Origin of the sequence: Rhizobium beringeri (assembly GCF_004306515.1) — a bacterium.
GTDB classification, from domain to species: domain Bacteria; phylum Pseudomonadota; class Alphaproteobacteria; order Rhizobiales; family Rhizobiaceae; genus Rhizobium; species Rhizobium beringeri.
Map to the genome: position 1 here is coordinate 21,528 of NZ_SILG01000003.1, position 21,423 is coordinate 42,950.

A 21,423-nucleotide genomic window follows, 5' to 3' on the forward strand; every position below is an offset into this window, starting at 1 on the left:
AGGACGCTAAGGATCCTGAACCGGGAGCCAGCATCACACCATCGGACGTTTTGCCTAAAGATTTCGATAGCGGTGTCGGGACCGATGGCCCATCCACGTCCTAGAAGGAAATCGAAACGAAAACCGGAGGATGGAGAGCATGGCGCTTAAGCGAATGGACAACATCGGGATTGTCGTCGAAGACCTCGCAGTGGCAATAGACTTTTTTCAGGAGTTAGGCCTCGAACTCGAAGGCCGCGCGACGATCGAAGGCGAATGGGCCGGTCGTGTCACGGGTCTTGGCGATCAGCACGTCGAGATCGCCATGATGCGCACGCCGGACGGGCACAGCCGGCTGGAGCTGTCGCGCTTCCTCAGACCGGATGTCGTCGCGGATCATCGGAACGCCCCGGTCAACGCCCTTGGTTATCTGCGAGCCATGTTCACGGTCGACGACGTCGAAGAGACCGTTGAGAGGCTGCGCACGCGTGGCGCCCAGCTTGTCGGCGATGTCGTCCGGTATGAGGACGCCTACAAGCTCTGCTACATTCGCGGACCCGAAGGTCTTCTTATCGGGCTTGCCCAGGAACTTGGGTGAGCAGCGACGAGCGATCGGTCGCGCCTGGCTCATCCTGCGAATATCGCGCTCGTTGACGAGGAACGCTGGTGATCCCATCTAGGCGCCATGCCGAAACACGAAAAGAACGATGTCGAGCTGGTCAAGACGCGGGTGCTGCCGCCAGCAGCGACCTTCGGATCTTCGATTCGCGCCAAGGGAATTCTGCTCGAAATCCGTGCATGGCTCCCGGTCGCTTCGAAAAAGTCTCTCGATATCGAGCAAGGAGAACTCACGCTGTCGATGCCTGCAAGTGCCAAGACGGAATTCCATGCAGCGGCGTCTGTTGTCGCCAGCGCGCTGAAAGACATCGAAAGCCTGCCGGTGATCCCGCGCGAGATCCAGGATATCCTTTCGATCAAGACGAATGAGCGTCATCGCTGGCTCAAGGACGGCCGCCTGCCGAGTGCTGGAACGCGCACGGTGAAACTGCGCGATCGCGCGCGGAAGATCACGTTCCACGTCTTCGACCCGCGCGTCGTGGAAGACCTTTCCCCACGTCGGGCAATGGGACGATGTCCGGCTGATCGGCGCGGCGCCCTCGTCCGGCTCCGGATCGGGAGAAGGCTGCTCGCTAGGAAAGCGATCGGGATCCGGTGGGGATTGTCCAGTGGCGGCACGGACGGCGGCGGCACGATCGGTTCGAATGGAACTGACATTGGCATTCCACCTCGTCGCGTGAAAACGCGGGGAGTGCTGGAAAGTTCCGGGCGAAGTTTCGGCTCTTGATTTTCAGGGTGTCCACATAGAGCCCGATACTATGCCGAGCCCGTTCCCTAAAGCCCGAGATTTCCGGTAATCCAGGATTGAAAGCTCGGCATAATTCGAACGCGTTGGAAGACCGGGTTCGGCCCAAACAGGTCATTGGCTGTCGCAAAAATCCGCCGCGAAACTCCGACTTTTGCGACAGAGTTTTGCGGCGAATTCCTCGAATGCTTTCAGGAAAGACCGGTAGTCAGGAGATTTGCGACAGCACGTCCCCTGTGCGCCAACACCATTGAACTAGCGCCCGAATTCAGGTTTGGTTGAGACAGCTCGATTAGAGGTGGAATTCGGATGATGGGCGACCGTGATGCTGTTGTGGTTAGGCAGATTGTAGAGCTGCCCGACCAGTTTGATCAATTGCTGCTAGAGGCGGAAACAGAAGACTTCGAAATGATTTCTGTGCTTCAAGACGAATGGCGCAGCGGGGCCAATCGCTTTGAGCGCCCAGGGGAAATTCTAGCTCTTGCCACAATCGATGGTGAGGTCGCCGGTATTGGCGGCACGACACAGGATTTCATGGATAGCGGTTGGCTGCGTATGAGGCGGTTCTACGTTCGGCCAGCCTATCGAAGGCTAGGGGTTGGCAGACAGATCGCGTTGTTTGTTCTTGAACATGCGAAAGCTTTCGATCGCCCGATAGTACTTTATACCGCAGGCCCAGAGGCGGAAGCATTCTGGCCAACGATTGGATTTACCCCAATTGAGCGCGAGAACTCGACCCATATCTTTCGTGGCTAGCAATGACCGGATCGGACCGAAAGGCGTCTTCCGCTTCGCGCCAATTACGTCATTGCTCGTCGAGCATGAGCGCCATAGTGATGGTGTCGATGAAGCGACCATCGATAAGAACGCTGCGCCTCTGGACACCTTCCCTGATGAAGCCGACATTTTCGTAAAGCTTAATAGCTCTTGTGTTGTCGGCATGCACAGATAGTTCAACCCGAATGAAACCCGAACGTTCGGCCTGATTTAAGGCTGCTAGCATGAGACGCTTGCCGAGACCTTGACCCCGGTATGCCGGAATTATCCCCATCCCTACACTTCCTCGATGTGTATGCGCCGGAAAGAAGTGGCGTGATATGTCGCACCAGCCGACAACTCGACTGAAGGATCACAAGGTCCCGGTGATCGAACTCATCTGTCGTTTCTGCGATCGCCATTGCGCGCATGAGCGCAGGCTGTTGGTGAAAGCGTTTGGCGCAAGCGTCAGCTTCGCGGAAATCCGCCGACGCATGGCGATGGGCTGCGAACGGATGCAGACGTCCGAGGGTGACAGGTGTGGAGCACATTTCCCATGTTTGGGTAATGGTCTCACTGATGGAAACTAGAAGATGACAGGTGAAGAAAGCAGCAGGCGGCCGCGCAAGATCGTGCATGTCGACATGGACGCCTTCTACGCATCGGTCGAGCAGCGTGACAATCCCGAGCTGCGTGGCGTGCCGGTTGCCGTCGGCAGTCCTGCTGCCCGCGGAGTGGTGGCGGCCGCCAGCTATGAAGCCAGAAAGTTCGGCGTTCATTCCGCCATGCCGTCGGTGACCGCACAGCGGAAATGCCCGGACCTTGTCTTCGTCAAGCCGCGCTTCGATGTCTACAAGGCCGTCTCGCTGCAGATAAGGACGATCTTTGCCGAGTACACGCCGATAATCGAGCCATTGTCACTCGACGAGGCCTATCTCGATGTCACCGAAAATCTCAAAGGCATGGAGATCGCTACCGAGATCGCCGCGGAAATCCGTGCCAAAATCAAAGCGACCACTGGGCTCACCGCCTCGGCCGGCATTTCCTACAACAAGTTCCTCGCCAAGATGGCATCCGACCAGAACAAGCCGGACGGCCAGTTCGTCATCACGCCGAAGAACGGTTCGGCCTTCGTCGAGCGCCTGCCCGTCAAGAAGTTTCATGGCGTGGGGCCGGCGACGGCCGAGAAGATGCATCGGCTCGGGATCGAGACGGGAGCTGACCTGAAGGAGAGAACGCTCGACTTTCTCGTCGAACATTTCGGGAAGTCAGGACCGTATTTTTATGGGATCGCTCGCGGAAACGACGATCGTCTGGTCAGGCCGGTCCGCGTGCGGAAATCAGTCGGTGCGGAAGACACGTTTTCGCAGGACATCCATTCCTTTGAGCCCGCGCGCGAAGGGCTTCAGCCGCTGATTGAGAAGGTCTGGGGCTACTGCGAGGCCAATGAAATAGGCGCGAAGACGGTGACGCTCAAGGTCAAATATGCCGACTTCAGTCAGATCACTCGCAGCAAGACAGTTTCCTCAGCGCTGTCAGCGATCGTCGATCTCGAGGAGATAGTCGCTCTGCTTCTCGCGCCTATCTTCCCGCCACGCAAAGGCATACGCCTGCTTGGCGTCTCGCTGTCTTCACTGGACCGGCGAAGGTCTGAAGTGACGCCGCAGTTGCGGTTCTCGCTTTAAGTGTTGACAATCCTAATTATGAGAACACAATAAGAACATCAGCGACTACAAACACCAATCTGAATAATTGCACCAGGAGACGACGATGCTAAAGCATTCGCACGCCGGCGAGGTTATGCGTGAAAAATCTAAACTCAGGGTGTCTTCTTTCTCTGGTTTATATTGGAGCGCGGCCATCCCACTGAAGGCGGAAAGCGCACATAGGAACCTATTGACAGCGATCGAGGGCCGCATAGGCACGGAGCTTTTCACCGCGATAGCCTACGATCGCACTTCAGGTGCGCCATGCGCCTGTTTTGATATCGCGGTCGACGCCGCTTCCGGAGACGCCTGCGGAATCTATCGCATCCTGATCGTCGAGGCAGGTGTAGAAGAGACATTCGACATTGCGACGCCGGCGATCTGGTGCCAGTGCGAGAAGCCCGAAGACATGGTCGGCAAGGTTTATAAACATCTGACTGATATGGGGTTCTTTGAGGATCTTTACTGGCATGTTGAAAACTCGATCCCACGGCAGGTCCACTGACGCTACATGATGGCAGCTTGAAGGGCTAAATTGGCCTCGCGGTCGAGTTGACGATTAGATCCTCCGGACCGTTTCTATTCCAAGAAGTTCAAGACCCTTTCCGATTGCCCGCGACCAGCTTGCAAACTGGCGAGACGTCAGGGCAGATCCTCTGCCTCGACACTGGCAGTCCATAACGGATCCGATTTAAGCAACTTTAGCGAGTGAAATGGCGAATTTTTAACGCCCCACTGCTATCACCGTCGTCATTGTAATGACGGATCGACACATGCCGCGAAGAATTGATCGCAAATCTCAGGGTCACGCTTGGCGTGGTCGTGAGCCTCATATTCTTTGCAGTCGGATGATCGTCGCTGCGGGTGCAGGGCGCCGTCGTTGCGCCGCCGCATGAACTCCCTCTGCCGACTTGAAGACAGGATATTCCATGATTGGGTCACTTTTGGCCATTGCCGTCGATGCAGCCGCGGCAGTCGTGCGGTCGCCAGGGCGTTCATCCCCTCGGCTGCGGAAATCGCGTATCGAACAAAGTATCGCTTTCACTTGCTGCTTGCTGTTCAGCCTGCCAGCAATGGCGGAGCCGTGGCAGGCGATCCCGGATAGACCAGACACTCAATATCTAGTCGATTCCGCCCATCGTATTGGCGACCATGTTTATCTGGTTCATCGAGCGTCCCCACCGGACGCCTTCTCGAAATACACAGCCGCCGTCGAATTCGACTGTGGGAAACATGCAATGCGCACATCATGGGCCGATCTCAGTTATGGCCGGATGAATACCCGTTTCTATAGCAACTCAGCTCGCGGCTATACCCCGGTACAGTTTTCCGAGGTGGACGCCACCCCGCAAAACGAGAGCTTTTATCGATGGGCCTGCAGGTTGCCTCTTCCAAAAGAGCGGTTGGTGAACGCGAGACGCAGGGACGATGATACCTTGATCCAGGTCGACGTCAGCAGTGTCAAAAGAATAGGCGAAAGCGTGTTCCTTTGGACCCGGTATGATTACCCTGAAATCCATCTCGATCCTCCATATGACGCTCCTTTCGATTCAAAGCGTGAGTTCATCAAAGTGAATTGTGCCGCAAGCAGTTATCGGATCCTACTCGGTTACGATTTTACGCCCGAAGGGGCGATGACAGACGGAATGACCGAACCTAGTGACGAAGATTTGCCGTTCACCGCGAACGACGACTATGTGCTCGCAATAAAGGACGTTGCTTGTGACAGCTCGCTCGATCCGATCAAATTTGCGGGGATCGGTGGGAGCCCCATCAGACCGAAAGCCTCGCTTCCGAGGGACCAGAATTTTGAAGATGTGGCGAATCCCCCCGCAGTGATTGCCGCGGCAGCCAGACTCCAGTCAATCCTGCCGCAAGGGCCGATGGCGGCATCAGCCAAGATTGCAGTAGAGATTCAGAACAGCAAACATCAGGGCGACGGCTCTGTAGTGAAGATCATAAAGCCGAGCCAGGACGGAACTGTTCGCGTTCAGGAGATCTATAGCCCCCAGTTCACCGTGGACCGAGAATGGCTCGGTCCTGTGCAGTTGAAATCAAAGATGAATTCGAGCCTTTCGGGAGATAGGGACGTCACGATTACCCAATCATTGGCGGTTGAGGCCCCGATCTGGGCGCCCGATGCAGGGATTGTGTTCCAGACGGAAATGTTGACAGGGCGCAAATCGACAAAGTCCGACACGTCGTGTCATCTCGGCCAGCCGGTCGAAGCCGAAACAGTCCACGCTTCGCTTAAGGGCAAGGCTTGGCCGCTGAATTGCCACTACGATAATGGGAACAAGGACAATGGGTTCTATATCGAAGAGCTTCGCTATTACCTCGCCACCCACAGTGAATCAGAATACGGGATTTCCGACTATGTTATCAAAAGCATAGAGGTCGAACGCTAAATTTTCTGAGGCGACATAAGCCGCACCGTTCAGGACGCTGATCGGTTGTGCCCGCAGTAGAGGTCTCCGATCGCTTGTTCAAGAAGGCCGACAAAGTCCAGGAGCTGCTCGGACATCTTTCTGCGAAGGAAGCCACGCACTTCCTTCATGCCGGATGCGAGACGGCGGAGGTTTCAGGCGACGCCACGGTTGCGACTGCCGCCTGCCCCGCGGGAGCGGCCGCAGAACGTGGCCGGCCCAGCTCTGAGAATTGCTTATTACGGTTTTTTGCACGTACCCTCAATCTTCCGGATCAGGGACGGAGCTTCCGGATCAGGGACGGAGCGTGCCCATGGGTTAGTAGGAACTCTATGGTCTCTTGATCCCAGCCCTCTTGTCTAAGCCACTCATGCAGTTCGTCTACCGTCTCAAAAACAGGACTGATGGGAGTGCCATCACTAACGTTTTCATAGACTTGATATGAGGAAAGAGAGGCAGGGTCGGCATAATAAAGCGGCTCAAGGTGGCCGCCCGCCATGACCTCCCCCTCCTCATCGACGGGGTGCCTAAAACCGGGTGGAACTCTCACGATTTGTGTACCCATTCTGCCTCCTGAACCATGGTCTCTTGATATCGGGTTTTGCCAAATTCCATTTCCTACGGCAGGCACGTTCATGCATTCACGTTCCTCGACCGAACTGCCGTCTCCAACACGAACATAGGCACGGAGACGGGATCAACCCCGGCACCAAGGCCGCGGCGTCGGCGGGCAACGTGTTCCTGTGCACACGAACGGTACCGCAAGACCTTCCCGGATCAAGATGTTTCCGACGTCTTCGCCGTCGACCCGCAGCGTTCCGCAAGAGCGGCCGTGATTGCATTTTTCAGAGCCCTCCGTGCCTGGCATACATGCACATGCGACCTTGGTCAGCCGGGCTACGCCCTTCGAAACCAGCTCCTTAAGCCTCAATGAAGCCCGCTCCCCCAGTTGACGTTCGCTCTCACATTGGGGCGAGAATTTTTCAGGCGTGTTGAATCCAACAAGCCGCGTGCCGGCATCGTCACCAATGACGTGGACGGTGTCACCGTCCGTTACGGTGAACCGCTGCATCTCCGAAGCGGCATTGGTCACAAGAGTTTGGGGAACCTGCCCTCGCCCGTATTCAGCTACCTGCTGTCCAACGGCAATTACGCCAACAAAAAGGAATCCAATGGCCAGTCTTTGAAGACCGCGGTCCAGTCTTCTTCGGCGTGGCCTGAATTGCTGTCCAAACCGGCGTCCCTTCTGATCGGCCATTGGATGGCGTGACGCAGGGGATGGCGGCACTACGCCCGCACCGGGTGCTCGACCAAGAATTTCGAAGATCTTGCGCCACTGTTTATCCGACAGCCGGGCCTGACGGTCTCCGACTGATAATAGGCGGTTTTTGATTGCCGTCGTCGCCAAGATCGTCGGGATGTGCCTCACCATTACAAGAAGTCCTGGGCGGCTAAGGACGTGCTGCCCTTCGCGGAAACAGTCGAAGCGCGATGCCGTGGCCCCTCAATGAGGGATTCACCCAAAGTGGCTCGAAATAAGCGCGCTGAGCTCGTCCAAGTCGGGACGAAATTGGTGCCGCCCGGCGCAATAGAGCTGAACCGTCCTGAGGCTGTGGCGAGCTCGCCAGTTCCGGGACGCGCGCTGCGGCGACGCTTGACGGAAACGATGGGGACATGACGTTCGAGATTACGGACGGCAACGGGATCCTTGGGGAAAAGCTTCCTTTCCGCGAGTGCGCAAAGCTGCAGTGAACGCGCTAGTTTCATCAAAAGTCTCTGAATCCCCTCTCATGAAGGCATAGGCAGATCGAGGAGCGAGAAAAGCACTTCTGCAGGAGCGCCCTCCTGCCAGCAGGGCGTTTCGGGATCCAATCGCAGGCCGCGCTGACTACGGTTGGTCCAGATGTGGGCGACCAGCTCCAGTTTGTTGCTTTCATCAAACGTCCCAGCCCGGATACCCACCAAGCCAGGACGAGCGGAGTTCGTATTGAACACTCGGGTGAAGCATTTCGGACAGGCCGACTGGTAGGAGACAAAACCGCTGCCGCCCGCCAGCTCGAACCGCGCGGTCTCTCCTGTGGCGGCAAATGCGTTCGTTTTCACGAGCGCATTCTGGCTGAATGCGCTGCCGCTCCACGTCTGGCAGTCGAGACAGTGGCAGGCATAGGTCTTTGGAAGTTTGTCCGCTTCCACTTCGTAGCGCAGCTGACCGCAGCGGCAACCACCCTTCAGCTTTTTCACGTCATTTCCTCAAGCTTCGACCAGACGTTTGAATAGCGGATTTGCGGCAAACTGGTAGCGGAAATTCCGATCTGATCTTGCGTCAGTTGCGCTGGGGTCAGCAGGCTGACTCTTGTCAGCCTACTGACGCGGGGCCACTCGGTAGGGCTTTATTGTGGCCCAGAATTCTTGCCATATAAAATCGGCCGATCACATCGTATGATCGCTCCAAAGGGAGATCGTCATGCTGCTGGAATTGTCGCTGGCCTTACCAGCTGCGCCTTATGGGGACTGACCTTCGTCGCTCCGCGGGCCATTGCGCCGTTCACGGCGTGGGATTTGACCATCGCCCGCTATGGCATCTTCGGTTTCGCCTGCCTGCTCCTCATCGGGATGGATAGCTCTGCGGCGTCTCCGCTCTGCGTTCTCTCTGTTCAGGCCGCTCCTGATAGGCGACGAGCCGAAAAGGATCCAAGAGGAGCTTCGCTGGCTCGTTGGCGTCCTCGGCGAAGCACGTAATCTCGACGTCCTGCTGATGAAAACGAAGGACTCCGACCTTCGGCCCAAGCTCAAGGATGCCCGCAACAAGGCCTATGGCGCCGCTGTCGAGGCTCTGGAATCGGCGCGCGCGCGCTCATGCTCGATTTCAACGAGTGGCTTCAATGTGACCTCGATCGCGCTGGCGGTAGCGCAACTTCCGACGTCGCTTCGGCTTCGGAGTTTGCCGCGCGAGCCCTCGACAAGATGCGTAAGAAGCTTAAAAAGCATGGCAGTGCGTTGGCTGAGACCGATGACGAGCATCGTCACCAGGTTCGCAAGGACGCTAAAAAGCTTCGATACGCGGCCGAGTTCTTTGGATCGCTTTCGACGACAAGCGCGGCGCGCGCCGGCACCGGAAATTCATCGCGGCGATGGAGGAGCTGCAGGACTATCACTGAACGATCTGGCAACCGGACCGAACGTGCTCGCGCAGCATGGACTGCCCAACCACCCTGCTCGAGATTCTGTCGTTTCTCACGATGACAAGAATGCGTTGATCCGCATGGCGCAGTCCTCAGTAGATCATCGACACGTAGCGCTTCTGGCGCTGACATCAGGACGCCATGAACCTTAAGCGAAGCACTCGGTTTATCCGGCATGGTCGAGAACGTCGATGAAGATGAGCAGACACGATGAATGACATTGACGTCTATCCGAAGCCAATCCAGCAGTATGGTGCATTGTGTTTCCGAAACACACCAAAGGGGCCAAAGGTGCTTCTCATCACGACGCGGGAGACGAGACGTTGGATGATCCCGAAGGGCTGGCCGATATCAGGTCTTAAGCCGCGCAAGGTGGCTTTGGAAAATCACCCCAACGGTCACGAGTGACAGATACGTTGTCCGAGCTTGTCGGAATTCCCAAAACGCATATTTCTGCGTGGCGTCGATTGCACTTCCGATCGCGTATCGGGGGACTTGCGGATTTGCGGCCAGCGAACGCCGGACGACTTCCAGAGCACTTTTGCCCATTCGCAGGTGATCGGAAGACATGCTGCCTGGATGCTTTCGATATCCCACCAGCCGTTCGGGAACGACTTCGATGAAGTAGCGAGCGGCTAGCTTGAGCTCGAAATCGAGGTCTTCGCAGCCTCCAATGCCGGCTGCTGCATATGAGCTATCAAACCCACCTATCGCAAGCGCGACGTCACGCCGGACGAGAAGCGCGCTCCATTCCCTATATACTTAACATTCAGATGCCGGGCATAGATATATCCTCTTGCAACATCGGAACTGCCGGGGCGAATGATCTCATCGTCCTCGTTGATGATGTAATGCAGCGTGAACGCGGGTCGCGGACAGGGAGCGGGCGCGCGATCTCAGTGAGGCATCCGGATCTCGGACCTTAGTTGGGGATGCTTCAGACTGAAGTCCTACACGTGGAACAGCTTGTGGCGGGGAGTGTTTTCGTTGGCGACGCCAGAGAGCGCCGCGCCGATTTTGTAGCCGCCCTGGAGACCGAACATGCGTCTGCTCATCGTCGAAGACGAACCGGGAATCGCTCTGGTGATCGAGGACGTCGCGATCGACGCCGGATTCGAAATCACTGGCATCGCGGGGAACATGTCAGAGGCTCTGGAGCTCGGCTCCGAAGCAGACATCGCCATCATCGACGTCCGGCTTGGGGATGGACTGACCGGGCCGTCCATTGCCCGCGCCCTCTTTTCCGGGTTCGGACTTGGTGTGGTGTATTTCACCCTGAACCCCGGCCTTATCGAAAAACCGGAGGGGCGAGCTGTCGTCGCCGAGCCGGCGAGCCCCGAAAGAATAGTGGACGCCTTGTCCATGGCAGCCAAGAACGCAAGAACGCATCGCGTCGCGAGCGGGACCACCTTCCACTGAACGCTTGAGGCGCGGTTGATCGGTTTCCAGCATCCGAATCCAACGCTGCGGACACTATTCCTGTTGTCGATCAGGAGATGCACCTGCCCACTCCGCAATCGTATGAAGCGGCTGTGCTCGAATTTTTCGACGAAGGCTACCCTCGGGGAACTCCCCACGACGCCCAACATGGATCGACAGCGCTTCACCAGGGAGGTTCTGACTGGATACAGCAACATCGCTACCTCCCTGGTGTCCTCTCAACAAGGATGAGGAAAATTTAAGCGAGATAGCGCCGAGGGAAAGACGGACCTAAGTCTGACTGGCGCTCCAGGACCTGCAAGCTCCGTGGAGGGACGGAACAGGGGGACGATGAAGTTCGGTTCCGACAACGCCAGCCATGACGAGCGCTGCTCCCAAGGCCATAGTTCAGGCTACATAACAAACGCCGCCGACCGCGAGAAAGACATCTCGCTTGCGGCGATGATCGTCGGCAAGGAGAACGTCCAGGACGCTGAGCCGCTTCCCGACGCAGTAGCGCGTCGCAATCTTTCAGATTCGCTACCAGTCCTGTCTCCGCAGCCGGACGCGATCAGATATCTGAACCGGCATACCATGTCGTTTCGCTGAGGCCGGCAAAATCACGATATAACACAGGCCTAACTAAAAGTGTTCAGTCGCTCCTTCATGTCTCTCTGGATGTTTTCCAAACGCTTGCCATGTCTGAGCCGAATAGCCAGTCGATGGACCTTCAGCCCAAGGAGAAGGAGAGTGCAGCTTGACAGCCATTACGATCGCGATCGCGGACGACCACCCTCTTTTTCGAGAAGGGGTGAGCCGCAGCCTGTCCGAAATCGAGGATTTCGTCATTGTAGGCAAAGGGGCGAGCGCCGATGACGCGACCACGCTGGCGGCGTCCCATAGGCCTGACGTCCTTCTGCTCGATGTATTCATGCCCGGAGGTGGAATCGATGCGATTTCCGAGATCATGTCGCGAAGCCCACAGACAAAGGTCCTGATGCTGACCGCCTCGGAGGAAGTCGAATCCCTGGTCGCGGCGCTGTGTCGAGGGGCAGCGGGATACGTTGTGAAGGGTGTCGGATCACGGGGACTTGCAGAGGCCATTCGAACGGTCGTTGGAGGCTCGTGGTTCGTCTCACCGTCCATGCGGGCCAGGATGGTCGAGAAAAGTCTTTTCGTTGAACGCACTTCACTAACTCCCCGCGAACTCGAGGTGATAGAACTGGTAGCCAAAGGACTTTCCAACAAGCATATCGCGCGCCATCTGGACCTGCAGGAGAAAACGATCAAGCATCACATGACCGAAATACTGTCCAAGCTTGGCGCCACCAATCGAACGGAAGCAGCAATCAGATGGCGCCAGGGCGCCTAGGTCCTGTTGACAAAGTGTTTCTGCCAATGCGACGTGGGTTCACGGGGGACACCATGACAACACTTAGGGTCTTTGATCTCAAAGAGCACGTTCTTGCGCTTGATCTCAAAGACTTGCTGCGACTTTTGGCTCCTCGCTCTTTAGAAGCCAGTTGGGTCGTCTCGACAGTCAAGTCGTCCAAACCTGGGCACGAATGGTTTGAGGCTACCGGTGAAGGGGGCGAACGGCTTGAGGGATTGGCACAAGACGATGGCCAGCTTTCGGGCTCTGATTTAGCCGCCTTGGCTGACAACACGCGGCAGGTTATCTGGGGGGAGTTCGTCGGCTCGGCACCCACGCGTTCAGACAAGCCGTGGGTGATTATCCGGGCGGTCGATAGCACGTTCTACGAGATCGATTCGGATGACGAGGCGGTGCTTAACAAGATTAGCTCGACCTATAAAGACGTCGGAACGGGGGAGGCTCCGATTAAGTCATGGCTCTTGGATCGTGCCGACGAATGATAGCAGCCAGACGCGAACGGCAGCGAGAGCAAGGAATGCCATGAACGACCTCGCCGTTTTATCATAGCGCGTGGCTACGCGCCGAAACTGCTTGGGTAATCCCCCCGGTAATTAACGGGCTTCAAAAGTAGAATTTTCTCGGGCTTTATGATCGAGGAGATTTTGATGAAGACGAGCAGATTCAGCGAACCCCAAATCCTTGCCATCCTGCGCCAGGCAGAAGGCGGCCGTTCCTGTGCCGGAGTTATGCCGGGAACACGGGATGAGCACTGCTAGCTTTTACAAGTGGCGTTCGAAGTATGGCGGCATGGACGCCTCGATGATCAGCCAGATGAAGGCTCTGGAGGATGAGAACCGGCGGCTGAAGAAGATGTATGCCGAGATGAGCATGCAGGCAGAACTGCTGAAGGAAGCCTTGGGAAAAAAATAACACGGCCGTCTCAACGCCGAGAGCCTTACGGCAAATGCGAGCATTTGCCTATCGGCCAAGGGATGGCCGGGAAAGCAGTGGCGTTGCACGGGGTGAGCATTGCGCTTGCCTGCCGCACCTTCGAGGTCAGCGAGACCTGCTATCGTTACAGCGCCAAGCTAAACGACGAGAACGAGCAGATCGCCGATCTCCTGATCGGACTGACGCGGGCAAAGAAGACCTGGGGCTTTGGCCTGTGCTTCCTTTACCTGCGGAATGTCCGAGGACATCGCTGGAACCACAAGCGCGTATACCGCATCTACCGTGAGCTGGAGTTGAACCTCAGGATCAAGCCACGCAAGCGTTTGAAGCGGGACAAGCCCGACGCTCTGACTGTGCCGGATGCGCCGAACCTGGTCTGGTCAATGGATTTCATGGCGGATCGTTTGGAAGACGGCAGGCAATTCCGGCTGTTGAATGTCCTGGACGACTTCAATCGCGAGGGGCTGGGCATTGAGGTGGACTTTTCGCTGCCTGCTGAACGCGTCATCCGCAGCCTGAACCAGATCATTGAATGGCGAGGCAGACCATTCGCCATTCGTGTGGACAACGGACCTGAGTATGTCAGTGGCAAACTGATGGAATGGGCAGCAACGCAAGGAATTGCCTTGAGCCACATCCAGCCCGGAAAGCCGCAACAGAATGCCTATGTCGAGCGCTACAACCGCACCGTCCGACATGAATGGCTTGACCAGTACATCATTGAAAGCATCGAGGAGGCGCAGGAATTCGCCACGCAGTGGCTATGGACCTACAACAACGAACGGCCCAATATGGGCATCGGCGGCATAACGCCCGCACAGAAACTGAAAATGGCCGCGTGATTTCTACTGCGGAGCCCCGTTAAGAATGGGGGGATTACCCTTGAGGCGGTTGAACATTCGCTCAATACGGTTTCGATCCTTGTAGGCTCTAAAGTCGCAGGCAGGCGGGTTCTTTCGGTTGGCCTTCGGCGGGATCATCGGCCTGATCCCGTGGATCAGCAGTTCCTCGCGCAGGAAATCACCATCATAGCCTTTGTCGGCAAGGAAACAGCCTCGGTTTGCCGACTGGTATCGCCAGAAGATCAGGAACGGCATTGTAATCCGAAGCTTCGCCGCCTGTCAGGATGAAGCCGAGAGGGCGTCCCTGACCGTCTGCGCGGGCGTGGATTTTCGTCGTAAAGCCGCCGCGTGATCGACCAAATGCCTCCTGATAAGTCCCCCTTTAGCGCCCGCAGCCTGAGAATGGCCGCGAACTGTGGTGCTGTCGATCATGTGCTGCCAGTCATCCCTCAGCCCCAGTTCAACGAGAGTCTCAAGAAGAGCGTCCCAAACTCCTTGTTCGGCCCAACGGCGGAAGCGCACGTAGACCGAATTCCACTTTCCGTAGCGCTCATGCATGTCGCGCCAGGGGCATCCGACCCGAAGAACATGCAGCATGCCGTTCAGATATCGTCGATTATCGTGCGAGGGCCGGGACTTCCTCCCGCGTTCGGTGTGACGTGCCTGCCCCCGTTAAATTAGGCCATTTGGAACTGGAATTTTCCACTTATGATCCCTGGTGGGAAGAAGAGGAGAATTCGATGAAGGCCTCGAAGTTTTCGGAAGCGCAGATCGCATTCGTTTTGAAGCAGGCGGAGGATGGGACGCCGATCGGTGAGGTCTGCCGCAAGGCAGGGATTTCCGATGCGACCTTCTACAACTGGCGCAAAAAATACGCGGGGCTGATGCCTTCGGAGATGAAGCGATTGCGACAGCTCGAAGAGGAGAACGCCAAGCTGAAGCGGATCGTAGCCGACCTGTCGTTGGACAAGGCCATGCTGCAGGATGTGCTCTCAAAAAAGCTTTGAGGCCTGCCCGCAAGCGGAAGCTTGTCGACACAGTCAAGGCCGACTGGAAGGTCTCGATACGGCGCGCATGCTCGGTGCTGAAGATCGACCGGTCGCTTTATGTCTACAAGTCGAGGCGCGGTGAACAGGCCGAACTGAAGCTGAAGATCAAGGACATCTGTCAGACGCGAGTACGCTACGGCTATCGTCGCGTTCATATCCTGATCAAACGTGAAGGATGGGCGGTCAATCCGAAGCGAATCTATCGCCTTTACAAGGAGATGGACCTTCAGCTCCGCAACAAGGTTCCCAAGCGCCGGGTCAAGGCGAAGCTGCGGGCCGACCGCACGGAGCCAACGCACTCCAACCATGTCTGGGCCATGGATTTCGTTCATGACCAGTTGGCTACCGGCCGCAAGATCAGGGTTCTGACGGTCGTCGATACCTTCTCCCGCTTCTCGCCGGCGGTCGATGCACGCTTCAATTACAAGGGTGAGGATGTGGTTCAGACGCTCGAGCGGGTGTGCCGCCAGGTCGGGTATCCAACGTCGATCCGCGTCGATAATGGCAGTGAATTCATCTCGCGAGATCTTGATCTCTGGGCCTATCACAAGGGCGTCGTGCTCGACTTCTCGCGACCAGGTAAGCCGACCGACAACAGCTACATCGAGAGTTTTAATGGCAAGTTCCGCGCCGAATGCCTGAACGCCCACTGGTTCATGAGCCTTGACGACGCACGGGCGAAGATGGAGGATTGGCGTAAAGACTACAACGAGTTCCGGCCACACAGCGCGATCGGCAACAAGGTGCCGATTTTGCTCATGAACGGCTCATCGGCACCCCCGCCGACCTGAGCCTTAACCCCGGAAAATTCCAGCTCCCGCTGGCCCAAATTCGGGGAGCACTTCAAAAAACCGCTGGAGCGAACTCAAAACTGGATAAAACTTGGGGGCAAGGTCAATCATGAATGCGTTCTTTTGCCAGCAGCAGTTTTCTGGGCCTTCGCAAGTCAATCGCAAAACTCCAACCGCGCTTTGATGCTCTCGATAGCATGCAAAGCCGACACTTTGAGGTCCGGTTTTCTTGAAATTGTGTTTATCTGAACCGCTGCGCTGTTTCACTCTGACGTGCGACTGCACGGCAGTATTTGCCAATCGCCGTGATGGCTTAGCTCGGCAGGCGGACTCGGCAAGTCCTCATTTCCGAGGGATCGCCATCTGCGATAAGGGCACCTTCCTCAACCAAATCGATGACGCGCTCATGCAATGCTATGTCGCCGACCTGTAAATATGGGTCACTACTCAGACCGAGAGCGTTGCCGATTATTAAAGCAACCTTTTTCCATTCCGAATTTGCCTGCGCCAGTAGCAAAGCATCAAAGTGATCGATAGGTGCGGACGCGAGACCATCTGCTGTTACGACACGGAATGGTGCATTGTCGGCCATAAGCTTTTCCCATCTCCGCTGGTTCAGAATGTCTTCATCAGCAGAAACGTTTCTTTCGCGACCGAAAAGCGTTGCCAACCCGTTGCCAGGTATGATCGAAATGGCTTGAGCTGACTGGATCACTCCGTCAGTGCCATTGCCCCATCTGACAGGCACACGAAGGCCTGTCACATCAATGACATGATAGTGACGCCCCGCCATTCGCCATGCCCACGCTAGGCGAAAAGCCATTTCTCTGGCTGAATGTTGCCCAAACCAGACGACCAACCTATCTGCCTTGCTCGCGTTCGACCAGAAGGTGTGGAGGCTGTTCTCAATATCCCAGCCATCCATCTGCCACCAAGCTGCTCGTGCAGATGGGGTCATGTCGGCGATGGGGCCGCAACTCAGATCATCCTGAAACACCAGTAAGTCGTCATCACGGCCTGCAATGCGAAGAGCCTCTCGCAACGATCCTGCGGCTGGATCACCTGGAATAATATGAGTTGTCTTCATTGGAAGCTCCACGGAGCCTTTGGATCATAGACTCACGCTCCGGGCGTGATAGCCTGTGACCGTTTACGCCAGAGGTAGTCATTCTCGCAGGTGGTTCTGAGTCAACGATTTCGATAGGTCCCAGCGTCTCCCGAAGAAGGCGACGAAGCCGCGATGAATTACGGCTACCCCACACCGCCAGGTACTCGGGATTGGAAGGTGGGCCGAATTTCGCTCCTCCGCCAAAGAAGGTTTCAAATTGATCGATGCTGCCGAAGGTAGCTATTATTGCCTCACTCGGGGCTGCACAAAAACAAGAATTATAAGCTTTATAGCGGTAGACTTGGATCATGACTGAACCTCTCGTTACGCTGCTAAAGTTGCGCTCGACATAATATGGCAAGTTATCATGCCGTTCCGTAAGCGACCAATGTTCGCTCCTGGCGTATTGGTGCCCCATTGGCACGGCGGTATTATTCGAAGCGGCAATGCGTGCATGGTAAAGGTGCGAGGAAAACGGCGCTTACGCGCCATCTAAGTTTCCCAACACTCGACCGAGGTTTCCGCAAGGCCGCCCGGCACCTCAGTCCACTTGATGTCTAGTCATGTGTCCGACGTCAGTGAATGTAAATCGTATCTCAGCCCGATTAACAGAGCCGGTTGTGATCAGTGTGACATGGCCCACCCGCGAGGTGGATGCCATGAAGGTATCGAATTCGACTCGTTGAGAATCATATAGGATGTTTGAGATCACGTAGGGCTCGCCATCGACGTCCAGACCCCAACTAGAGCCATCGGCATATTAAAATGAACGACCTCAGCCATCGTTTGCGCCTTCCATTGTCAATCGGCAGCAGGGCAAATCTAGCGGCTGAGAGTTTGAACGCAATAATCGTCTTGGAACACGGTTTCCAGACTATTCCGACGCTAAACAACGCGACAACAATGATCAAATCCCAGTCAAGGTGCGACCGGAACATCGCCTCTGATGTCCGTTGTCAATGCTTTAGGCGCGAGGAACCGACCGCCCAAACGAACGGCTGTTCATGATGATGATCGCGTATGGGTGGAGGCGGAACTCAAGGACGTCGGTGATCAAGCTCTGATGCGCGGATTGGCTACCGCATTCCCGATAGTGCGTCCGGGGCTGCTCCGATCTTACTGCGGGCGTCGGTCAAATGCCGGCCACAAAGCGTCTGACGGGTGTTCCCCTGCCGTTGTTCCGCCCCCGCCCATGCGCGAGGTGCAAGTTCGATGTGGCGATCTATAATCTGATCGCCTGCGCCTCCCTTGCAACAGCCCACATGAAGCCGGTCAGCTCGCGGGCAATGGCGGTACAAACCACCGTCGTTCGCTTTCCGCGCCCGGTCAACATTCGATAACGAGCCGTCAACCGGCTCTGAGCCTTCCATGCTATCTCCCGCACTTTCGGCGGCGCTTGCTCCAGACGATACAGCTTCCTCGCGCCGACCTTCGGCGGATGGCGATAAGTCCAGGCGCTCTCGACCAACATGTGCCGAACCCGGCCGTTGCCAGCCTTGGTAATCGCACCTCGTCGAACCGTTTCACCCGTTGATCGCTCGCCAGGTACCAGGCCGAGATAGCCCATCAGTTGGCGCGGGCTTTCAAATCGGCTCACGTCGCCGACCTCCGTGGCAAAGGTGACGGCCACGATCAGATCGACCCCTCTTAGCGTCTGTAGAGCTCGGACGACCGGCGCAAGAGACCAGTTCGGTACGAATTCCTCGATGACCTTCTCCAGTCGTTCGACGCGCTCCTTCGAGACGCGCACCGCCTCGACCATTTCCTGCAAAGCGATCTGATGCGCGGGGTGATCGAACTGTTGCTCCTGCAGCCAGCACAGATATCGCATCGTCCAGCCCTTCTTGCGTGGATAGATGCGACCATGCTTGAGCATGAAGGCGCTGATCTGTTGTCGGTGAACCCGCAACGTCTCGACTGCAGCAGCCCGGGCGCGAACGAGGTCTCGCATCGCCTCATGACCCTCATCGGGAACCCACACCGCTGTGAGCTCGCCGGCCCTCAATAGCCGGGCGAGCGCGAGTGCATCTCGACGGTTTGTCTTCACCCTGTCGCCTGGCTTCCTTGGAATCAATGACGGGGCGACAACCATGCATTCATGGCCAAGGGATTGGATCAGCCGATGCAGGCCGTAACCGGTTGGGCCAGCTTCGTAGCAGAAATGTACACGATCAAACTCCGCGGCTATTCGCTGGATAATGCGGCGCATGCTGGCATAGGATGCATCAACCTCGCCGAAATAGCGGACCTCTCCTTCCCGGCCAGATTCGGCAACAGCAATCGCATTCTTCAGCTTGGCGACATCGATTCCGACAAAAGCTTCTCTATAATCTGCCACGGCTCGTCCTCCTGTGATGAGGATCGGCTCGGCCTGTCCGAGCAACCCTCGGAAAACCAGTGTAGGGCGAGCCACCTCAGGCGCGAAGACGGACATACGGCCTTACTGTTGATGTATTCAACCACTCCGATCACAGTTCACAGCTGGGTCCCCGGCACCGAGAACAAAGAGTTCATCTCTTTGCAAGCAGATATTGAATACGCTGGAAGCACATCGACGAACTTCCGGCGATCGAGATCCTTATCCGCACAGGCGCCCATCGTTATGTCATCATTTGGGGTGATCAACTTGCGGCATTGAGCAGGCGGGTTTGCGTTCTTCATCGCGGCAAGGCATCCCAAGGACATTGAGCCTGAAAAGCCAACCGGCTCGGGCTCCTGCGTCGATGCGATGGCGCTGGATACCGGCCTTGCGATCCTCACGATCCGCCCTCTCCTGTCGTTTGGACTCAATCGTCCGGAACCGTACAGGAACTTTTCCGACTATCTACTGTTAGGCCCTAAGGATCGCACAGGCGCCCCAGACTGGGGTTGTCCGCTTCCCTTCCTTCCTGTGCGATCCGTCCTTATCCCCAAGCTGCCCCGTTTCGGCGGTTCCTTTTTGGTCCAAAGCGAGCTCCTTCAGCGCCTTGATCTCTCGCGGATGAAAAAAATCCGTCGGAACGGGAACAAAAAAGCTCCGTTGATAGTAAAGCATTCGGGCCGTGCGGAGATTTGCTAAAGGCTGCCGTCCTACATTCGATGCACGATCCACTCAACCCAGGACTTAGCCCCGCTTCAAAAAGCGGGGCCTTTTTTGGTACCACGATATTTCAATTAATCTTCAGCCAATGGCCTGACCCAAGCCGCAGCCCCGTCGATGGTGAAGCCGGCCAAGCGATAACTGGTGCTTTGTCATGTGATGCGCACGAGTAACCGCTTAAAAGCGAGTTACGCCGCTCAGCCGGCCTTCGTCGATGGGTTGCCCCAATCCTGGCGCGGCATTCCCGGCCGTTGCGGTTTCGGGCGAAACTTCACCAGCACCTCGCGGCCATCAATGGAAGCCTGTGTGCGCTCCAGCGCGTCGCGTTCGGCAACTGCCTGGCGCCAGTGTTCGTCGTCGCGGCCGTAAGGGCGGCCCTGTTCCTCCCAGATCGCGTAAGCTCTTTTGCTGATCCATTCGTGGCGTCTACTGCTCATCTATCCATTCCATTCGATGGTTCGGTAATGCTTTCCTGCGGGACCGGTCTGTCCTGCCGAACCGGCAGGCGGCGCTTGGCGGCCATCAGCAAGTCGAGTTCGATCGACGAGGGCCCGAAGCGGGCGAACAGGCTTTCTGCCTGCTCGCCCTTCAAGCCATATTTGGAAGCGAATTCATCAAGGCTATAGGGGCGGCCGCGCAAGATTCTGCTCCGGCGCTCCGGTTCACGGATTTGCGTCATTGTGGTAACCCCAGTTTGTTTTGCGAATGTGAGAACAAATAATAGCGGCGGAAGTTCCGCCAATTTTCAGCGTTTTTTTCATCCGGTAGTGCCGTCAAGAGCTGCGGCGCGAAAGCCGGCTGCCGTCGCTTTGGCGGCTACGCCACAAACGAGAAAGCGCCCTCCCCGATTAAGGAGAAGGCGCTTGAACTGCCGAGAAGTACCGCACCGCGAAGCGCCATATCCACAACAGATACCAGAGTAGTGCCTTTCTATTCCGTGTTCTACAAGCCGGACGGTCCGGGTCTCACCGAACAAAAGCTGGTGGAGCGCAACCGCTCACGAGGTCGGATCACATGCAGTGTGAATTCGTCGAGTTCAGCCCGATCTGATTTTGGCCGGTCAATGCACTGAGCTCGAAGATGGCGCGTTTACACGCGTGGCGGCCAGCCCGACGTAAGTGCCGATCAGAACGGTCGCCATCTCCTCTACCGAGCGACAGCCCTCGTTGTAGAGTTCGATGGCGGCATCACACAAAAACGAGGACGCTTGATCGTCCCACTCCACCTCGTAGTACCGATACCATTGACGGACCGCCTTCGACATCAGCAGGTGGTCGTTCTCTATGCACTTGGACATGCGTTACCCCAGACATGGAGGCGGCAGGCTTGCGTGGCTATGACTGTTCGTTACGAGACAGCGGTGTCGCCCTGATCCCAGATTAGGAAAGCCAGGACAC

At 56.7% G+C, this 21,423-nt stretch carries 21 protein-coding genes and 7 pseudogenes; 16 read left to right on the forward strand and 12 right to left on the reverse strand.

The features are described 5' to 3' along the window. Window positions 1-139: 139 nt before the first annotated feature. The 3 genes from ELH03_RS27565 (at window position 140) to ELH03_RS27575 (ending at window position 2,098) form a co-directional block, all read left to right on the forward strand. The gene (locus ELH03_RS27565; RefSeq protein WP_012759983.1) at window positions 140-577 is read left to right on the forward strand and encodes a VOC family protein; all 438 of its coding nucleotides are present in this window, start codon (window positions 140-142) and stop codon (window positions 575-577) included. Window positions 578-664: 87 nt separating this feature from the next. Next, window positions 665-1,324, forward strand: coding sequence for a hypothetical protein (locus ELH03_RS38095; protein WP_245504947.1), 660 nt, complete (start codon window positions 665-667; stop codon window positions 1,322-1,324). Between the two features lie 327 nt (window positions 1,325-1,651). Next, window positions 1,652-2,098, forward strand: coding sequence for a GNAT family N-acetyltransferase (locus ELH03_RS27575; protein WP_130806830.1), 447 nt, complete (start codon window positions 1,652-1,654; stop codon window positions 2,096-2,098). Window positions 2,099-2,147: 49 nt separating this feature from the next. Here ELH03_RS27575 and ELH03_RS27580 read toward each other — a convergent pair. Beyond that, window positions 2,148-2,462 (reverse strand): annotated as a pseudogene (locus ELH03_RS27580) (GNAT family N-acetyltransferase); the annotation flags it as partial. Between ELH03_RS27580 and ELH03_RS38100 the strand changes: the two are divergent. From ELH03_RS38100 to ELH03_RS27600, 4 genes are all read left to right on the forward strand, one after another. After that, the gene (locus ELH03_RS38100; RefSeq protein WP_130660620.1) at window positions 2,440-2,688 is read left to right on the forward strand and encodes a hypothetical protein; all 249 of its coding nucleotides are present in this window, start codon (window positions 2,440-2,442) and stop codon (window positions 2,686-2,688) included. The pseudogene ELH03_RS27580 and the gene ELH03_RS38100 overlap by 23 nt on opposite strands. 3 nt (window positions 2,689-2,691) lie before the next feature. Further along, entirely contained in the window at window positions 2,692-3,783 is a 1,092-nt protein-coding gene (gene dinB, locus ELH03_RS27590; protein WP_130660621.1) for a DNA polymerase IV, read from the forward strand. Between the two features lie 85 nt (window positions 3,784-3,868). Beyond that, complete coding sequence (locus ELH03_RS27595) at window positions 3,869-4,309, forward strand: hypothetical protein (protein WP_130660622.1); 441 nt, start codon at window positions 3,869-3,871, stop codon at window positions 4,307-4,309. A gap of 424 nt (window positions 4,310-4,733) precedes the next feature. Beyond that, on the forward strand, window positions 4,734-6,212 hold the full coding sequence (locus ELH03_RS27600; RefSeq protein ID WP_130806832.1) for a surface-adhesin E family protein: 1,479 nt from the start codon (window positions 4,734-4,736) through the stop codon (window positions 6,210-6,212). Window positions 6,213-6,504: 292 nt separating this feature from the next. On the opposite strand, the gene ELH03_RS27605 is transcribed toward ELH03_RS27600, so the two are convergent. Further along, on the reverse strand, window positions 6,505-6,795 hold the full coding sequence (locus ELH03_RS27605; RefSeq protein WP_130660624.1) for a hypothetical protein: 291 nt from the start codon (window positions 6,793-6,795) through the stop codon (window positions 6,505-6,507). A gap of 384 nt (window positions 6,796-7,179) precedes the next feature. Between ELH03_RS27605 and ELH03_RS37575 the strand changes: the two genes are divergently transcribed. Beyond that, window positions 7,180-7,500 (forward strand): hypothetical protein, encoded by a 321-nt coding sequence (locus ELH03_RS37575; protein WP_165420569.1) that lies wholly within the window; start codon window positions 7,180-7,182, stop codon window positions 7,498-7,500. A gap of 518 nt (window positions 7,501-8,018) precedes the next feature. Here the strand turns inward: ELH03_RS37575 and ELH03_RS27615 are convergent. Further along, window positions 8,019-8,471, reverse strand: a complete 453-nt coding sequence (locus ELH03_RS27615; protein WP_024323549.1) for a GFA family protein — start codon at window positions 8,469-8,471, stop codon at window positions 8,019-8,021. A gap of 334 nt (window positions 8,472-8,805) precedes the next feature. On the opposite strand from ELH03_RS27615, the pseudogene ELH03_RS27625 reads away from it, so the two are divergent. Together ELH03_RS27625 and ELH03_RS27630 are read left to right on the forward strand one after the other, a co-directional pair. Continuing rightward, window positions 8,806-9,473: pseudogene (locus tag ELH03_RS27625) on the forward strand (CHAD domain-containing protein). Window positions 9,474-9,622: 149 nt separating this feature from the next. Next, window positions 9,623-9,790 (forward strand): annotated as a pseudogene (locus ELH03_RS27630) (NUDIX hydrolase); the annotation flags it as partial. Here ELH03_RS27630 and ELH03_RS38105 read toward each other — a convergent pair. Beyond that, a pseudogene (locus ELH03_RS38105) lies at window positions 9,788-10,275 on the reverse strand (glycosyltransferase family 2 protein); the annotation flags it as partial. The pseudogenes ELH03_RS27630 and ELH03_RS38105 sit on opposite strands and share 3 nt — an antisense overlap. Before the next feature lie 178 nt (window positions 10,276-10,453). Here ELH03_RS38105 and ELH03_RS27640 point away from each other — a divergent pair. The 4 genes from ELH03_RS27640 to ELH03_RS27655 all read left to right on the forward strand — a co-directional run bounded on the left by ELH03_RS27640 (window position 10,454) and on the right by ELH03_RS27655 (window position 12,706). Next, entirely contained in the window at window positions 10,454-10,831 is a 378-nt protein-coding gene (locus ELH03_RS27640) for a response regulator (RefSeq protein WP_130660626.1), read from the forward strand. Window positions 10,832-11,182: 351 nt separating this feature from the next. After that, window positions 11,183-11,440 (forward strand): hypothetical protein, encoded by a 258-nt coding sequence (locus ELH03_RS37580; protein ID WP_165420566.1) that lies wholly within the window; start codon window positions 11,183-11,185, stop codon window positions 11,438-11,440. Between the two features lie 148 nt (window positions 11,441-11,588). Further along, window positions 11,589-12,203 carry a response regulator gene (locus ELH03_RS27650; protein WP_128403688.1) on the forward strand — a complete coding sequence of 205 codons (615 nt, stop codon included), beginning with the start codon at window positions 11,589-11,591 and terminating at the stop codon, window positions 12,201-12,203. 53 nt (window positions 12,204-12,256) lie between these two features. After that, a complete protein-coding gene (locus ELH03_RS27655) occupies window positions 12,257-12,706 on the forward strand; it encodes a hypothetical protein (RefSeq protein WP_130767653.1) in 450 nt (149 codons plus the stop codon). On the opposite strand, the pseudogene ELH03_RS27660 reads toward ELH03_RS27655, so the two are convergent. Continuing rightward, window positions 12,677-12,799, reverse strand: a pseudogene (locus tag ELH03_RS27660) (IS5/IS1182 family transposase); the annotation flags it as partial. The gene ELH03_RS27655 and the pseudogene ELH03_RS27660 overlap by 30 nt on opposite strands. Window positions 12,800-12,871: 72 nt before the next feature. Between ELH03_RS27660 and ELH03_RS27665 the strand changes: the two are divergent. Beyond that, window positions 12,872-13,999 (forward strand): annotated as a pseudogene (locus ELH03_RS27665) (IS3 family transposase). A gap of 39 nt (window positions 14,000-14,038) precedes the next feature. Here the strand turns inward: ELH03_RS27665 and ELH03_RS38810 are convergent. Continuing rightward, window positions 14,039-14,653, reverse strand: a pseudogene (locus tag ELH03_RS38810) (IS5 family transposase); the annotation flags it as partial. Window positions 14,654-14,739: 86 nt separating this feature from the next. Here ELH03_RS38810 and ELH03_RS27675 point away from each other — a divergent pair. Continuing rightward, window positions 14,740-15,839, forward strand: a protein-coding gene (locus tag ELH03_RS27675) for an IS3 family transposase (RefSeq protein WP_130767654.1) whose coding sequence is annotated in 2 segments (ribosomal slippage) — window positions 14,740-14,992 and window positions 14,992-15,839 — 1,101 coding nt in all. Because the reading frame shifts where the segments join, the coding sequence is not laid out codon by codon here. Window positions 15,840-16,152: 313 nt separating this feature from the next. On the opposite strand, the gene ELH03_RS27680 is transcribed toward ELH03_RS27675, so the two are convergent. The 6 genes from ELH03_RS27680 to ELH03_RS27710 form a co-directional block, all read right to left on the reverse strand. Next, window positions 16,153-16,926: a DUF3658 domain-containing protein gene (locus ELH03_RS27680; protein ID WP_128401648.1), complete on the reverse strand. Its 774-nt coding sequence runs from the start codon at window positions 16,924-16,926 to the stop codon at window positions 16,153-16,155. A gap of 1,243 nt (window positions 16,927-18,169) precedes the next feature. Next, on the reverse strand, window positions 18,170-19,285 hold the full coding sequence (locus ELH03_RS27685; RefSeq protein WP_130806836.1) for an IS110 family RNA-guided transposase: 1,116 nt from the start codon (window positions 19,283-19,285) through the stop codon (window positions 18,170-18,172). A gap of 137 nt (window positions 19,286-19,422) precedes the next feature. Continuing rightward, the gene (locus ELH03_RS37585) at window positions 19,423-19,707 is read right to left on the reverse strand and encodes a hypothetical protein (protein ID WP_165420538.1); all 285 of its coding nucleotides are present in this window, start codon (window positions 19,705-19,707) and stop codon (window positions 19,423-19,425) included. 516 nt (window positions 19,708-20,223) lie between these two features. Continuing rightward, window positions 20,224-20,463: a DUF2934 domain-containing protein gene (locus ELH03_RS27700; RefSeq protein ID WP_130659862.1), complete on the reverse strand. Its 240-nt coding sequence runs from the start codon at window positions 20,461-20,463 to the stop codon at window positions 20,224-20,226. Then, entirely contained in the window at window positions 20,460-20,705 is a 246-nt protein-coding gene (locus ELH03_RS27705; RefSeq protein WP_128401673.1) for a hypothetical protein, read from the reverse strand. The genes ELH03_RS27700 and ELH03_RS27705 overlap by 4 nt, the downstream gene beginning before the upstream one ends. Before the next feature lie 381 nt (window positions 20,706-21,086). Further along, the gene (locus tag ELH03_RS27710; protein ID WP_128401651.1) at window positions 21,087-21,323 is read right to left on the reverse strand and encodes a hypothetical protein; all 237 of its coding nucleotides are present in this window, start codon (window positions 21,321-21,323) and stop codon (window positions 21,087-21,089) included. Window positions 21,324-21,423: the final 100 nt, after the last annotated feature.

Bases quoted from the DNA above. Each gene is read 5' to 3' on its own strand.
- ELH03_RS27655 (WP_130767653.1), top strand. From the start codon at position 12,257: ATGACAACACTTAGGGTCTTTGATCTCAAAGAGCACGTTCTTGCGCTT.
- ELH03_RS27605 (WP_130660624.1), bottom strand. From the start codon at position 6,795: ATGGGTACACAAATCGTGAGAGTTCCACCCGGTTTTAGGCACCCCGTC.
- ELH03_RS27700 (WP_130659862.1), bottom strand. From the start codon at position 20,463: ATGAGCAGTAGACGCCACGAATGGATCAGCAAAAGAGCTTACGCGATC.
- ELH03_RS27595 (WP_130660622.1), top strand. From the start codon at position 3,869: ATGCTAAAGCATTCGCACGCCGGCGAGGTTATGCGTGAAAAATCTAAA.
- ELH03_RS38095 (WP_245504947.1), top strand. From the start codon at position 665: ATGCCGAAACACGAAAAGAACGATGTCGAGCTGGTCAAGACGCGGGTG.
- ELH03_RS27705 (WP_128401673.1), bottom strand. From the start codon at position 20,705: ATGACGCAAATCCGTGAACCGGAGCGCCGGAGCAGAATCTTGCGCGGC.
- ELH03_RS27680 (WP_128401648.1), bottom strand. From the start codon at position 16,926: ATGAAGACAACTCATATTATTCCAGGTGATCCAGCCGCAGGATCGTTG.
- ELH03_RS27575 (WP_130806830.1), top strand. From the start codon at position 1,652: ATGATGGGCGACCGTGATGCTGTTGTGGTTAGGCAGATTGTAGAGCTG.
- ELH03_RS27565 (WP_012759983.1), top strand. From the start codon at position 140: ATGGCGCTTAAGCGAATGGACAACATCGGGATTGTCGTCGAAGACCTC.
- ELH03_RS27710 (WP_128401651.1), bottom strand. From the start codon at position 21,323: ATGTCCAAGTGCATAGAGAACGACCACCTGCTGATGTCGAAGGCGGTC.
- ELH03_RS27640 (WP_130660626.1), top strand. From the start codon at position 10,454: ATGCGTCTGCTCATCGTCGAAGACGAACCGGGAATCGCTCTGGTGATC.
- ELH03_RS27600 (WP_130806832.1), top strand. From the start codon at position 4,734: ATGATTGGGTCACTTTTGGCCATTGCCGTCGATGCAGCCGCGGCAGTC.
- ELH03_RS38100 (WP_130660620.1), top strand. From the start codon at position 2,440: ATGTCGCACCAGCCGACAACTCGACTGAAGGATCACAAGGTCCCGGTG.
- ELH03_RS37580 (WP_165420566.1), top strand. From the start codon at position 11,183: ATGAAGTTCGGTTCCGACAACGCCAGCCATGACGAGCGCTGCTCCCAA.
- dinB (WP_130660621.1), top strand. From the start codon at position 2,692: ATGACAGGTGAAGAAAGCAGCAGGCGGCCGCGCAAGATCGTGCATGTC.